At 71.9% G+C, this 13047-nt stretch carries 12 protein-coding genes; 4 read left to right on the top strand and 8 right to left on the bottom strand.

Annotated features, from left to right (window positions below; translation table 11 throughout):
• Window positions 1-229 precede the first annotated feature (229 nt).
• A complete protein-coding gene (locus ACZ4UU_RS33975) occupies window positions 230-892 on the bottom strand; it encodes a response regulator transcription factor (protein WP_003997051.1) in 663 nt (220 codons plus the stop codon).
• 234 nt (window positions 893-1126) lie between these two features.
• Window positions 1127-1762 carry a DUF3000 domain-containing protein gene (locus ACZ4UU_RS33970; protein ID WP_471907314.1) on the bottom strand — a complete coding sequence of 212 codons (636 nt, stop codon included), beginning with the start codon at window positions 1760-1762 and terminating at the stop codon, window positions 1127-1129.
• A 146-nt stretch (window positions 1763-1908) separates the two neighbouring features.
• Here ACZ4UU_RS33970 and hemE point away from each other — a divergent pair, with 146 nt between their 5' ends.
• Window positions 1909-2964 carry a uroporphyrinogen decarboxylase gene (gene hemE / locus ACZ4UU_RS33965; protein ID WP_471907224.1) on the top strand — a complete coding sequence of 352 codons (1056 nt, stop codon included), beginning with the start codon at window positions 1909-1911 and terminating at the stop codon, window positions 2962-2964.
• 6 nt (window positions 2965-2970) lie between these two features.
• Here the strand turns inward: hemE and ACZ4UU_RS33960 are convergent, their stop codons facing one another.
• On the bottom strand, window positions 2971-3792 hold the full coding sequence (locus ACZ4UU_RS33960) for a rhomboid family intramembrane serine protease (protein WP_471907223.1): 822 nt from the start codon (window positions 3790-3792) through the stop codon (window positions 2971-2973).
• Window positions 3793-3917: 125 nt separating this feature from the next.
• Between ACZ4UU_RS33960 and ACZ4UU_RS33955 the strand changes: the two genes are divergently transcribed.
• Entirely contained in the window at window positions 3918-4247 is a 330-nt protein-coding gene (locus ACZ4UU_RS33955) for a hypothetical protein (RefSeq protein WP_471907222.1), read from the top strand.
• Window positions 4248-4367: 120 nt separating this feature from the next.
• Here ACZ4UU_RS33955 and ACZ4UU_RS33950 read toward each other — a convergent pair whose 3' ends face one another.
• Complete coding sequence (locus ACZ4UU_RS33950; RefSeq protein ID WP_471907221.1) at window positions 4368-5777, bottom strand: FAD-dependent oxidoreductase; 1410 nt, start codon at window positions 5775-5777, stop codon at window positions 4368-4370.
• A 27-nt stretch (window positions 5778-5804) separates the two neighbouring features.
• Entirely contained in the window at window positions 5805-6836 is a 1032-nt protein-coding gene (locus tag ACZ4UU_RS33945; protein WP_471907220.1) for a DUF4349 domain-containing protein, read from the bottom strand.
• Window positions 6837-6996: 160 nt separating this feature from the next.
• Here ACZ4UU_RS33945 and hemG point away from each other — a divergent pair, with 160 nt between their 5' ends.
• Both hemG and hemQ read left to right on the top strand, forming a co-directional pair.
• On the top strand, window positions 6997-8460 hold the full coding sequence (hemG, locus tag ACZ4UU_RS33940) for a protoporphyrinogen oxidase (RefSeq protein WP_471907219.1): 1464 nt from the start codon (window positions 6997-6999) through the stop codon (window positions 8458-8460).
• Window positions 8461-8465: 5 nt separating this feature from the next.
• Window positions 8466-9197: a hydrogen peroxide-dependent heme synthase gene (gene hemQ / locus ACZ4UU_RS33935; RefSeq protein WP_471907218.1), complete on the top strand. Its 732-nt coding sequence runs from the start codon at window positions 8466-8468 to the stop codon at window positions 9195-9197.
• A gap of 107 nt (window positions 9198-9304) precedes the next feature.
• Here hemQ and ACZ4UU_RS33930 read toward each other — a convergent pair whose 3' ends face one another.
• The 3 genes from ACZ4UU_RS33930 to ACZ4UU_RS33920 form a co-directional block, all read right to left on the bottom strand.
• Window positions 9305-10981, bottom strand: a complete 1677-nt coding sequence (locus ACZ4UU_RS33930) for an alpha/beta hydrolase (RefSeq protein WP_471907217.1) — start codon at window positions 10979-10981, stop codon at window positions 9305-9307.
• A 97-nt stretch (window positions 10982-11078) separates the two neighbouring features.
• Window positions 11079-11891, bottom strand: coding sequence for a TIGR04222 domain-containing membrane protein (locus ACZ4UU_RS33925; protein WP_471907216.1), 813 nt, complete (start codon window positions 11889-11891; stop codon window positions 11079-11081).
• Window positions 11892-11992: 101 nt separating this feature from the next.
• Window positions 11993-12814, bottom strand: a complete 822-nt coding sequence (locus ACZ4UU_RS33920) for a DUF4142 domain-containing protein (protein WP_471907215.1) — start codon at window positions 12812-12814, stop codon at window positions 11993-11995.
• Window positions 12815-13047 lie beyond the last annotated feature (233 nt).

The following is a 13047-nucleotide window of genomic DNA, read 5'->3' as shown; positions in this document are numbered from 1 at the left end:
GATCTTCACCTGCGTCCGCCTCGGGCGGGCCGTTCTGGGGTCGTGCATGGACAGCGCCCGCCGACGGAACGTTCCGTCGGCGGGCGCCTGAAGGTCGTAAACCAGTCGGCCCAGTGAAGGATCCGGTCCACGACAGGTGGGGGACGCGGGCGGGATCAGCGGCCGATCCCGGTCACGTCGGTGAGTGGTCGAGGTAAGGGAAGTGGTCGAGGCCGGTGGATGACCGGCGTCAGTGGATGATGCCGGTCCGCAGGGCCACGGCGACCATGCCGGCGCGGTCACCGGTGCCGAGCTTGCGGGCGATGCGGGCGAGGTGGCTCTTGACGGTCAGTGCGGACAGGCCCATCGAGACGCCGATCGCCTTGTTCGACTGGCCCTCCGCCACCAGCCGCAGCACCTCGACCTCGCGACCGGACAGCTCGCGGTAGCCGCCCGGGTGGCTCGGGGCACCCGGGTGGCGACGGTGCATACGGGCGGCGGCGGCGCCGATGGGAGCGGCACCGGGCCGGGTGGGGAGCCCGACGTTGGTGCGGGTGCCGGTGACGACGTAACCCTTCACGCCACCGGCGAGAGCGTTGCGTACGGCACCGATGTCGTCGGCGGCGGACAGGGCGAGGCCGTTCGGCCAGCCCGCGGCGCGGGTCTCGGACAGGAGGGTCAGGCCGGAGCCGTCGGGCAGATGGACGTCGGCGACACAGATGTCGCGGGGGTTGCCGATGCGGGGACGAGCCTCCGCGATGGACGAGGCCTCGATGACGTCGCGCACACCGAGCGCCCAGAGATGCCGGGTGACGGTGGAGCGGACGCGGGGATCGGCCACGACCACCATGGCGGTCGGCTTGTTCGGGCGGTAGGCGACCAGGCTTGCGGGCTGCTCGAGGAGAACGGACACCAGGCCTCCTGGGTGCGGGGACGGCTTTCAAGGTCACAGTCGTCTTCGGCACCAAACCTCTGGCCCTTTAGGGAAAGATCACGATTTAGTGAGTAACAATCGGGGCAATTCGGACGCGTGGTCGATCGTTCGGCGAGTGAAACGGTTCGATCATGGATTGATTCCTGACCGAAAGTGGCCGTATCGACAAAGTGACGGTCAAGTCGCCGGAGTGGCCGCCCGTCACCGGTGTGGTCAGCGGGACTGCGGGTCGCGGCGCTGCGGCAGCGTCACCACCGAGGCATCCCCCGGACCCGCCGGCGGCAGCCCCGCGACCTGGGCGAGCAGATCGCACCAGGACGCCAGATGGGCCGCGGTGTCCGGCACGCCGCCCAGGCCCTCCCGAGGAGTCCAGGAGGCGCGGATCTCGATCTGCGAGGCCGCCGGACGCTCCGACAGCCCGCCGAAGTAGTGGGAGCTCGCCCGCGTCACGGTGCCACTCGGCTCCCCGTACGACAGTCCGCGCGCCTGGAGCGCACCGGTCAGCCACGACCAGCACACGTCGGGCAGCAGCGGGTCGGCGGCCATCTCCGGCTCCAGCTCCGCCCGCACCAGGGTCACCAGCCGGAACGAGCCCCGCCATGCCTCGTGGCCCTCGGGATCGTGCAGCAGCACCAGCCGGCCGTCGGCCAGGTCCTGGTCGCCATCGACGACGGCCGCCTCCAGCGCGTACGCGTACGGAGCCAGCCGCTGGGGAGCCTTGGTCTGCTCGACCTCGATCTGCGGCCGCAGCCGACTGCCGCGCAGGGCGTCGACCGCCGCACGGAACGCCGGCGGAGCCGAGTTCTTCGAATGCCGGTCCGCCTCCCCGGTGCCCTTCGCGTCGTCCATCCCGCCAGTACCGTCCGACAGTCGTTCCTGAGCCGCAGCCATGCCGGGAAGATTAAGGGGAACGGGGGCTTCGTGCAGGGAGGGACACCCGGACAACACGGCAACCCCGACGCCGGGCCCGAAGCGGCCGTGCGAGACTTGCCCCCGTGAGTGCCAACCAGACGCCGCCGTCAGCCACGTACGAATCCGCTTTCCTCAAGGCGTGCAGGCGCGAACCCGTGCCGCACACGCCGGTGTGGTTCATGCGGCAGGCCGGGCGCTCCCTGCCGGAGTACCGCAAGGTGCGCGAGGGCATTCCCATGCTGGAGTCCTGCATGCGGCCCGAGCTGGTCACCGAGATCACCCTCCAGCCCGTGCGCAGGCACGACGTGGACGCGGCGATCTACTTCAGCGACATCGTCGTCCCCCTCAAGGCCATCGGCATCGACCTCGACATCAAGCCCGGCGTCGGCCCGGTCGTTCAGAACCCGATCCGCACCCGGGCCGACCTCGCCCAGCTGCGCGACCTGACCCCCGAGGACGTCTCCTACGTCACCGAGGCCATCGGCCTGCTCACCGGCGAGCTCGGCGCCACCCCGCTCATCGGTTTCGCCGGCGCGCCTTTCACCCTCGCGAGCTACCTGGTCGAGGGCGGCCCGTCCCGCACGTACGAGAACGCCAAGGCGATGATGTACGGCGACCCGGAACTCTGGGCCGACCTGCTGGACCGCCTCGCCGACATCACGGCCGCCTTCCTCAAGGTGCAGATCGAGGCCGGCGCCTCCGCGGTCCAGCTCTTCGACTCCTGGGTCGGCTCGCTCGCCCCCGCCGACTACCGGCGCTCGGTGATGCCGGCCTCCGCGAAGGTCTTCGAGGCCGTCGCCGACTACGGCGTCCCGCGCATCCACTTCGGCGTCGGCACCGGCGAGCTCCTGAACCTCATGGGCGAGGCCGGCGCGGACGTCGTCGGCGTCGACTGGCGCGTCCCGCTCGACGAGGCCGCCCGCCGCGTCGGCACCGGCAAGGCGCTCCAGGGCAACCTCGACCCGACCGTCCTGTTCGCCACCCCCGAGGCGGTCGAGGCCAAGACCCGCGAGGTCCTCGACGCGGCGTCCGGCCTGGAGGGCCACGTCTTCAACCTCGGCCACGGCGTCATGCCGTCCACGGCCCCGGACGCGCTGACCCGGCTCGTCGAGTACGTCCACACCCGGACGGCTCGCTGACGACGCTCACCACGTGTGGGGCCGCGCCCTCCTGCCGAACAGCAGGCCGCGCGGCTCCGGTGGCGGCGGCGTCCCCGGCTTGAGCGGCCAGGCGAGAGCCATCCCCGCCAGGAAGCCCACGATGTGCGCCGCGTACGCCACGGTGCCCGCGTCGGAGACGCCCTCGCCGTTCGAGTACACCGCCTGCAGCACGAACCAGAAGCCCAGCACCAGCCAGGCCGGCAGCCGTAGCGGCAGGAAGATCAGGAACGGGACGAGCACCCACACCCTGGCCTTCGGATACAGCACGAGATAGGCGCCCAGCACGCCCGCGATGGCCCCCGACGCGCCGATCAGCGGGTCGGCCGAGTCGTCGTTGAGGAAGGCGAAGCCGTACGACGCCGCGTAGCCGCAGACGACGTAGAAGAGCAGGTACCGCACATGGCCCATGCGGTCCTCGATGTTGTTGCCGAAGATCAGCAGGAACAGCATGTTGCCCAGCAGATGCAGCCAACCGCCGTGCAGGAACAGGGCGGTGAAGACCGACAGCGCCGGGGACTTGTCGTAGTCCGGCGGGCCGACCACACAGCCGGGGCCGTTCGGTCCGACGGCGACGTCACCGGTGGGGACCACGCCCGGGAGCTGGTCGTGGATCAACTCCCTCGGCACCGCCGCGTAATGGTCCAGGAACGCGTGCAGATGGCACGTCTGGGCCAGGCTGCTCTCACCGGCCACGGAGCCGGCTATGCCGGGCGTGGACAGGAAGACGAGGACGTTCGCGGCGATCAGCGCGTATGTCACCCAAGGGGTGCGGCGCACCGGGTTCACGTCATGGACGGGGATGACCACGAGGGTCTTCTGCCCTGGATACGTCCGGCGAATCGGTGAACGGCGCCGTCCGGGTGTGCGTATCTCCTCTCAACCGCCCGCGGCACGGGGAAGGCGGGTCGCGGGGTCTACGTGAGGAACAGGCGATGAACGACCGAGTTACTCCTGCGATGCACGCGTTGCCCGACGGGGAGGCCGAGATCTCCGTGGTGGTACGGCTGCCCTGGGAAGACGTGGCCCGGCTGGGCCAGGAGGCGGGACGTCTCGCGGCGCAGATGCAGCGTCCCGTGACTCTCGACGAGGCTGTGAGTCACCGGTTGCGCTCCGCGCGGGGGGCCGCGCATGCGAAGCCGGCGGGGGAGCAGCCCGCTGCCGCGATGCCGCCGAGTGTGAGTGCGTCGGTGTCGTCGCTGCCGTCGCGGCCACCGGCTGAGCAGGCTCGGCAGGCCATCGAGAGGATCAACGGATCCGCCTAGTCGCCGTAGGGGTGTGGGATGTTCGGCGGGTGCAGGGCCGTCGTGGCTTGTCGCGCCCGCGCGGCGGAGCCGCACATCGATACAGCCCCGCGCCCCTCAGGGGGTTGCCTGCGCTGCCCCTTATGAGGTTCTGGCGTTCACGGCCTTCGCTGCCTTCCGCGCTGCCACCAAGACCGGGTCCCATACCGGTGAGAACGGGGGCGCGTATCCCAGGTCCAGGGACGTCATCTGTTCCACCGTCATGCCGGCTGTCAGGGCGACCGCCGCGATGTCGACGCGCTTGCCCGCGCCCTCCCTGCCCACGATCTGTACGCCCAGCAGTCGGCCCGTCCGGCGTTCGGCGAGCATTTTGACCGTCATGGTGGAGGCGTTGGGGTAGTAGCCCGCGCGGCTCGTGGACTCGATGGTGGCCGTGACGTACTGGAGGCCGGCCCGGCGGGCGTCCTTCTCGCGGAGGCCCGTGCGGGCGATCTCCAGGTCGCAGACCTTGCTGACGGCGGTGCCGACGACGCCGGGGAACGTGGCGTAGCCGCCGGCGGCGTTCGTGCCGATGACCTGGCCGTGTTTGTTGGCGTGGGTGCCCAGGGCGATATGGCGTTCCCGGCCGGAGACCAGGTCGAGGACCTCCACGCAGTCGCCGCCCGCCCAGATGTTCTCGTGGCCGCGTACCCGCATGGCCAGGTCGGTCAGCAGGCCGCCGTGGTCGCCGAGGGGGAGGCCGGCCGCCCGCGCGAGGGTCGTCTCCGGGCGGACGCCGATGCCCAGGACGACGACGTCCGCCGGGTACTCGGCGTCCTCCGTGGCCACCGCCCTGACCCGGCCGTCCTCGCCGGTGAGGACCTTGGTGACCTCGGCGTCGTTCACCATGGTGATGCCCAGGCCCTCCATGGCCTCGTGCACCAGGCGGCCCATGTCGGGGTCGAGCGTCGACATGGGCTCGCTGCCGCGGTTGACGACCGTCACCTCGTAGCCGCGGTTGATGAGCGCCTCGGCCATCTCGACGCCGATGTAGCCGGCGCCGACCACGACCGCGCGGCGGCCACGCGTGCCTGTCAGCGTGTCGATGAGGGCCTGGCCGTCGTCGAGGGTCTGCACGCCGTGGACGCCCAGGGCATCGGCGCCCGGCATGTCGGGCCGGATCGGGCGGGCGCCGGTCGCGATCACGAGTTTGTCGTACGACGTCCAGTACTCGTCGCCGGACTCGACGTCACGCGCGCGTACCCGGCCGCCGGCCACGTCGATCTCCACGACCTCCGTCCGCATGCGCAGGTCGATGTCCCGCGCGCGGTGCTCCTCGGCCGTACGGGCGATCAGCTGGTCGCGGTCGGTGACGTCGCCGCCCACCCAGTACGGGATGCCGCAGGCCGAGAAGGAGGTGAAGTGGCCGCGTTCGAACGCCACGATCTCCAGCTCGTCGGCGTCTTTGAGGCGCCGCGCCTGCGACGCCGCGGACATCCCCGCGGCGTCCCCTCCGATCACGACCAGTCGTTCCCGTGTACCCGGCACACCCCTCGCAGCGCTCATGTTCATGCGAACACGCTACGAGTGCCTCGCATTTCAGTCCTGCTCACCGCTCTGTTCGTCGCCCGCGCGCGTGGGACGCGGTGCCGGACGCGCCGCCGGCAGCGGACCAAGGGCGGTCGTCACGGGCGCGGGCTCCGGCCGGCGCGGCAGCCGGGGCCGCAGGACCTTCAGCCACAGCAGCACGATCAGCGCCGCCACCGCCGCGAACGGCAGCACGGCGCCGATCACGACCGCCAGCCAGCGCAGCATCGTCACGAACGCGTCCCAGCCGCCCGCGAGCGCGTCCAGGAAACCGGGGTCGTCGTCCTTCGCCACCGCCTTCTTCACCGGCGTCTCCGACAGGGAGAGCGTGATCGTGGCCAGGCCGGCGCGGTCCTTCAGGGACGCCTGCTGGGCCAGCAGCGACTCCAGGTCGGCCTGGCGGGAGCTCAGCTCGCCCTCCAGCGTCACCACGTCGCTGAGCCTGGTCGCCTGGTCCATCAGCTCACGGATCCGGGCGACGCTGGCCCGCTGCGACTTGATGCGGCTCTCCACGTCCACGACCTGGTCGGTGACGTCCTGCGCCTTGGCGCTGCGCTCGATCAGCTTGCCCGCGCCCTCCAGGTCCGCGAGGACCTCGGCGTACCGGTCGACGGGCACACGCAGGACGACACGGGTCTGCTCGTGGCCCTCCTCGTCGCGGGTGGTGGTCTCGTTGCCGACGTAGCCGCCCGCGTTCTCGGCCGTGCCGCGGGCCTCGTCGAGGGCCTTCGGCACGTCCTTGACCCGCACGGTCAGGGAGGCGGTGCGGATGATGTGGCTCGCGGTGGCCTTGGCCGGCGCGGTCGCCTTGCCGGCGCCGGAGCCGCTGCCCGGTGCGCCCTCCTGCGTCCCCGCCTGCGAGTCGGCCTGCGCGGCCTCTCCTGCGGCGGCCTTGCTGCTGCCCGCCCCGGAGTCGTCCGAGGCGCTGCAACCGGTGAGCGCGAGAGCCGCGGCGAGAAGGACTCCGGCCAGTGCCTGGGCCGGCCGCACGGATCGTGCGGAGCCTACGGACCGTGCCGATGGTGCATAACGTCGTGTGCGCATGTGGGCGTACCCCCGAGGGTCGTCGTGGCGACTGATGCTTCTTCGACGCAGGGGGCCGGCCGAACGTTGGCGGTGATCGGTCCCGATGCGGTCACGGTCAGGACTCGTGACGGACACCGGGCGCGGAAAGATTGTCAGTGGGGTCTGAGAGGCTGTTGACATGCGCGAAGTGGAGAGTCGTACGGGTGGTGCGGGTCGGGTCGTCGTCATCGGTGGCGGCGTCGCGGGACTCGCCGCGGCCCACCGGCTGCTGGACGCCGGCCGGCAGGTGACCGTCCTGGAGGCGTCGGACCGGGTCGGCGGCAAGCTGCTGCCGGGGCGGATCGCGGGCGTCCGCGTGGACTTCGGCGCCGAGTCGATGCTGGCCCGCCGCCCCGAGGCCGTCGCCCTGGCCCGAGAGGTGGGCCTCGACGGGCGCCTCCAGCCGCCCGCCACCGCGACCGCCTCGATCTGGACCCGCGGTGCCCTGCGCCCCATGCCCAAGGGGCATGTCATGGGCGTCCCCGGCACCGCGTCCGCCCTCTCCGGCGTCCTGTCCGACGAGGGCCTGGCCCGCATCGAGCGCGACGCCGACCTGCCCCGCACCGAGGTCGGGGACGACGTGGCGGTCGGTGAGTACGTGGCGGAACGCCTCGGCCGCGAGGTCGTCGACCGGCTGGTCGAGCCCCTGCTGGGCGGCGTGTACGCGGGCGACGCGTACCGCATCTCGATGCGCTCGGCCGTCCCGCAGCTCTACCAGGCCGCGCGGACGCACGACTCCCTCACCGAGGCGGTCCGCGAGATCCAGGCCAGGGCCGCGGCCAACCAGCAGAGCGGGCCGGTGTTCATGGGCATCGAGGGCGGTGTGGGCCAACTCCCGCTCGCCGTCGCCGAGTCGGTGCGCGCCCGGGGCGGTGAGATCGTCACCGGGGCGCCGGTGAGCGAGTTGCGGCGCGAGGGGCCGACGGGGTGGCGCGTCGTCGCCGGGGACCGCGTGCTGCGGGCCGACGCCGTGGTCGTCGCCGTCCCCGCCCCGGCCGCCGCCGCCCTCCTGCGCGCCGAGGCCCCCGAGGCCGCCACGGAGCTGGACGGCATCGAGTACGCGTCGATGGCCCTGGTCACCCTCGCCTACCGGCGCGCCGAGACCGGCCTCCCGGCGGGCAGCGGCTTCCTCGTGCCGCCGGTCGACGGGCGCACCATCAAGGCGTCGACGTTCGCCTCCCAGAAGTGGGGCTGGATCGCCGACGAGGACCCGGACGTGATCGTGCTGCGGACCTCCGTCGGGCGGTACGGCGAGACGGAGATCCTGGAGCGGGACGACGCCCACCTCGTCGACGTCTCCCGCCGCGACCTCAAGGCCGCGACCGGCCTCGACGCCACCCCGCTGGAAACCCGCGTCACCCGCTGGACCGACGGCCTGCCCCAGTACCCGGTCGGCCATCACGCGCGCGTGGCCCGCGTCCGCGAGCACGTCGCCAAGGTGCCGGGCCTCGCCGTCTGCGGCGCGCAGTACGACGGCGTGGGCATCCCGGCGTGCATCGCGAGCGCCTACGCGGCAGCCGACCAGCTCGAAGGCGACCTGCGGGGTGTGCAGGAGCTCACCGCCAACCCGGTGCAGAGTCTGCACGGCGGAGCGGGAGAATAGGTGACATGAGTGACGACGCCTCCACCACCGAGTCCGGCAGGATCCCGAACAAGGGCAAGCTGGCCAAGGACCTCAACGAGGTCATCCGCTACACCCTCTGGTCCGTCTTCAAGCTGAAGGACGTGCTCCCCGAGGACCGCGCGGGCTACGCCGACGAGGTCCAGGAGCTCTTCGACCAGCTCGCCGCCAAGGACGTGACCATCCGCGGCACCTACGACGTGTCCGGGCTGCGCGCCGACGCCGATCTCATGATCTGGTGGCACGCCGAGACCGCCGACCAGCTCCAGGAGGCGTACAACCTCTTCCGTCGCACCAAGCTGGGCCGCGCGCTGGAGCCCGTCTGGTCGAACATGGCGCTGCACCGGCCCGCCGAGTTCAACCGCTCGCACATTCCGGCGTTCCTCGCCGACGAGACGCCGCGGAACTACGTCAGCGTGTACCCGTTCGTGCGCTCCTACGACTGGTACCTGCTGCCCGACGAGGACCGCCGCCGCATGCTCGCCGACCACGGCAAGATGGCCCGCGGCTACCCCGACGTCCGCGCCAACACGGTCGCCTCGTTCTCGCTGGGCGACTACGAGTGGCTGCTGGCCTTCGAGGCCGACGAGCTCTACCGCATCGTCGACCTCATGCGCCACCTGCGGGCGTCCGAGGCCCGGATGCACGTCCGCGAAGAGGTGCCGTTCTTCACGGGCCGTCGTAAGTCCGTGGCCGAGTTGGTCGCCGGGCTTGCCTGATCGGTTGCGGTGTGTGTGGGTGGCCGGGGGTCCGGGGGTTGTCCCCCGGGAGGTGCAGCACGGGCCGTCGTAAGCCCGTGGCCGAGTTGGTCGCCGGGCTTGCCTGATCAGTGCGGGAGCCGGGTGGTGGCCGCCTCCTGTGGCCGGCCGCCCGGCTTCGTCGCGCCCGCCCGGTCGCCCAGCTTCTTCTTCGCCTGCTCGGCGCCCGGGCGCTCCGGCTTGGGCTCCGGGTGTGCCTCACAGGCCGCGCGCCGGTCCGGGAGGCGGCCCTCCAGCAGGTAGGCGTCGACGAAACCGTTGACGCAGGCGTTCGGGCCGTACGCGATGCCGTGCGTACCGGCGTCCCGCTCGGTCACCAGGACCGAGCCGGCCAGCCGCCGGTGCATCTCCAGCGCGCCCTCGTACGGCGTGGCGGCGTCGCGCTCGGCGGCCAGGATCAGCGTCGGCGGCAGCTCGCCGTGCCCGGTGCGCACGTCGAGGGGCTTCTGCCGGGGGACCTGCCAGTAGGCGCACGGCAGGTTCATCCAGGCGTTGTCCCACGTCTCGAACGGCGCCACGCGCGCGAGCCGCGTGTTGTCCCGGTCCCAGACCGCCCAGTCCGTCGGCCAGGGGGCGTCGTTGCACTCCACGGCCGTGTAGACAGCGCTGGAGTTCTCCTGCTCGGCCGCCGCCTCCCGCACCGGCGCGGCCAACTCGACCAGCGCCTTCGGGTCGCCCTTGAGATACGCCGACAGCGCCTTGGCGCGTGAGGGCCAGTAGTCGTCGTAGTAACCGGCCTGGAGGTAGGCCTCCTGCAACTGCCCCGGCCCGACCTTTCCGCCCGCCGGCTTCTCGGCCAGCCGCGCCTTCACCTTCTCGTAGCTGAGCAGGACCTCCTCCGGGGTCTCACCGAGCCCGTACACGTCGTCATGCTCGGCGACCCACTCCCGGAAGTCCTCCCACCGCCCCTCGAACGCGGCCGACTGGGCGAGGTTGTTGCGGTACCAGATCTGCGAGGGGTCCGGGTTCACCGCGGAGTCGAACACCATGCGCCGGACGTGCGAGGGGAAGAGGGTCGCGTACAGCGCGCCGAAGTAGGTGCCGTACGACGCGCCCATGAACGTCAGCTTCGACTCGCCGAGTGCGGCGCGCAGCACGTCCAGGTCACGGGCGTTGTTGAGGGAGTTGTAGTGCTGCAGCGCACCGCCGGTGCGTTCGGCGCAGCCGCGCGCGTAGGCCTTCGCCCGGGCGATGCGCTCCTTCTTGTACGCCTCCGAGGGGTGCGTCGGCGCCAGCGCCGGGCCCTGGACGAACTTCTTGGGTTCCTGGCAGGACAGCGGTGCGGACGGGGCCACTCCGCGCGGGGCGTAGCCGACGAGGTCGTACGCGGCCGCCAGCCGCTTCCACTCGGGCAGCAGGCCGATCAGCGGGAAGTGCAGCCCGGAGGCGCCCGGGCCGCCCGGGTTGTAGACGAGGGAGCCTTGCCCCGGCACCCGTCGCTTGCTGTTGTGCGGGTCCTTGTGCGTGGCCCGCACCCGGCTGACGGCGAGTTTGATCTGCTTGCCGTGGGGGCGGGAGTAGTCGAGCGGCACGGACACCGTGCCGCATTCCATCTTGCCCGGCAGGTCCTGCTCCTTGGCACAGTCGCCGAAGGCGATCCCGGCCGCCTTGGCGCGCGCGGCGGCCACGCTCGTGCCGTGCTGCTCGGCCGTGCCCGGGGCGGCCCCGGTGCTGCCGGCCGGGGCGGCGGAGAGGGTCGTCAGGAGCAGAGCCCCCGCGGCCGAGTAGAGGGCGGCAGCTCTCATCGCGTATCCCTTCGCAGCACGGCAGCAACAAAAGGGATATTTCGTTCGTCTGTTGAGGAAGGCAAGCACCGCCTCGCCGGTGTCGCCTCAATGCCCCCTATGCGCCACCGGGCGCCTGGTCCGCCGGTCGTGCGGGACCGTGCGGGTCGCGGTGCGCGAAGGCCGCGCGCAGGTCCGGCTCGCCGATCGCGCGCACGCCCCGTACGGCGACGGAGGTGAGGTAGGTGCGGTCGTCCGCGCCCCGGGAGCGCCGGACCAGGGCGTTGAGCAGCCGCTGCCCGGCCGGGGAGGCCCACCGCGCGTACGGGTGGATCTCGATCCGGGCGATGGCGAGGCAGCTCAGGGTGAGCACGAAGGGCAGCGCGAACCAGAGCGCGACCAGGTGGGCCGGCAGGTCCGACTGGGCCGGCGCCAGCAGGGCGACGGCCCCCAGCGCGAGGACGACGGCCGCGGCGAGCCGCACCTGCCGGATCGCCGCCGCGATCCCGGTGCGCGCCCCGTCGGGCACCGCGAGACCGGCGCTGACCAGCCGGTCGGCGAGGGTGCCCACCGCGTCGGCGGCGGCCGCGGCTTCCCGCACCGGCTCGATCCGGGACTGTCCTTCCGGCCCGATGGCCCCTATCACCGAGCGCTCCATCTCGTCCCGCCCGCGCGGATCGACGACCGTCGCCCAGCCGGTGTGCGCGAGCAGCAGCCGGCGCTGCCGAGCCATGGAGACGAGGGTCAGATCGGCGACCCGCCGCGGCCCGCCGGACAGGAACGCGGCCTCGTACAACGTCAGATCGTGCCCCAGGCCCGCGGTCGTCTCTTTGGTGTCCATGGCGGCGGCGTGCACGGCGGCCAGGCACAGCCGCGTGCACGCGGTGCCGACGACGGCCCAGGCCAGCAGCAGGAGAAGGACCCAGAACATGCCGCGTTTCTATGCCAACGGCCCTTGGGGCGCCATGCCTTGTTCACCATCCGGACGGAGAGTTGCCGGGATGTGACGTTCCGGATAGAGGGTCCGGGCGGTCAGGACACCACGTAGTCGTCGACTTCGTCGAAGTCCTCGGAGTCGTCCGCGCGTGGGCTGGTGGCGGCCGGCGGAAGGGTGTAGCTCGGGGACGGAGAGGGCGGCGGGGGCATCGGGACGGCGGGCGCCGGGTCTGCGGTCGGACCGGGCGGAGCGGGGGACGGCGTCAGCGGCGGAGTGCTGTCGGCGACCATGTCGCGGGCCAGGGCGTCGAAGTCGACGTACCCGGTGGCCTCCAGGACCGTGATGTGGTCCAGCACCGTGGTGTTGGCGTCGTCGGCGAGCTTGCGGACGAGGGTGTTGCGCGTACTGGCGCGCACCTGGGCGACGACGGAGAACACCTTCCCGTGCGCCAGACGCAGGATGTTGGCGAACTGCCGGTCGTACTCAGCGCCTTCGGCGGAGTTCAGGGTCGCCAGCCACTCCTGCTGCTGCCCGGTGGGCTCGTTGGGCAGGGCCAGGCTGAGCTTGCCTGCGACGTCGCGCACCCGCTCGTCGAGGAACGCGTGCCCCTCGACGAGGTGCTGCCCCGCGGTCCGTACGGCGGGGGTCGCCCCCTTCTGCCGCGCCTGCTCCCCGGCGGGCAGCTCCCACAGCCCCGCCAGCCGGACCTTCGTGACGAAGTCCCGGTCGAGCGCGGACAGCGGCCCGTACCCGGTCGAGACGGTCTCGGCGTTGAGCGTGTCCAGACCGGTCCCGGACCGGTCGGCGTACGACCAGATCGGGAAGATCATCGCCAACAGCGTCGCCGCCAGGCCGGTGATGATGAGCCCGGTGCCGCTGAAGATGCCTCGGCCGTTGATCGGGGGTCGCGGTCGCATGGTGCCTCCTGTTGCGGCACCGCACGTTAGTGCGCTTCGGGGGTGGGGTTGGCATATTACTTCGGGGTACCCCGGGGTCTACGCCAACTGCCGTACAGGAGCGAATGGTTGCAACCGGGGTGGATACGGGCGAATGGGGGAGTAAGGGTGGGTGGCGTACGGCGGCAGAGGGGGAGGAAAGGGGCGAGTCGCCGGAGTCGCGGGCCGGGGTGTCAACCCCGGCACACTGAGCG

The organism is Streptomyces sp. NPDC028907, from assembly GCF_055564995.1.
The sequence above is the reverse complement of the archived record's forward strand: the minus strand, read 5'-3'. Positions and strand labels throughout refer to the sequence as shown.

Coding starts and splice junctions, on each gene's coding strand:
- ACZ4UU_RS33945 (WP_471907220.1), bottom strand. CDS start 6,836: ATGCGCACACGACGTTATGCACCATCGGCACGGTCCGTAGGCTCCGCA.
- hemQ (WP_471907218.1), top strand. CDS start 8,466: ATGAGTGACGACGCCTCCACCACCGAGTCCGGCAGGATCCCGAACAAG.
- ACZ4UU_RS33970 (WP_471907314.1), bottom strand. CDS start 1,762: ATGGACGACGCGAAGGGCACCGGGGAGGCGGACCGGCATTCGAAGAAC.
- ACZ4UU_RS33950 (WP_471907221.1), bottom strand. CDS start 5,777: ATGAACATGAGCGCTGCGAGGGGTGTGCCGGGTACACGGGAACGACTG.
- ACZ4UU_RS33920 (WP_471907215.1), bottom strand. CDS start 12,814: ATGCGACCGCGACCCCCGATCAACGGCCGAGGCATCTTCAGCGGCACC.
- ACZ4UU_RS33930 (WP_471907217.1), bottom strand. CDS start 10,981: ATGAGAGCTGCCGCCCTCTACTCGGCCGCGGGGGCTCTGCTCCTGACG.
- hemG (WP_471907219.1), top strand. CDS start 6,997: ATGCGCGAAGTGGAGAGTCGTACGGGTGGTGCGGGTCGGGTCGTCGTC.
- ACZ4UU_RS33925 (WP_471907216.1), bottom strand. CDS start 11,891: ATGTTCTGGGTCCTTCTCCTGCTGCTGGCCTGGGCCGTCGTCGGCACC.
- ACZ4UU_RS33955 (WP_471907222.1), top strand. CDS start 3,918: ATGAACGACCGAGTTACTCCTGCGATGCACGCGTTGCCCGACGGGGAG.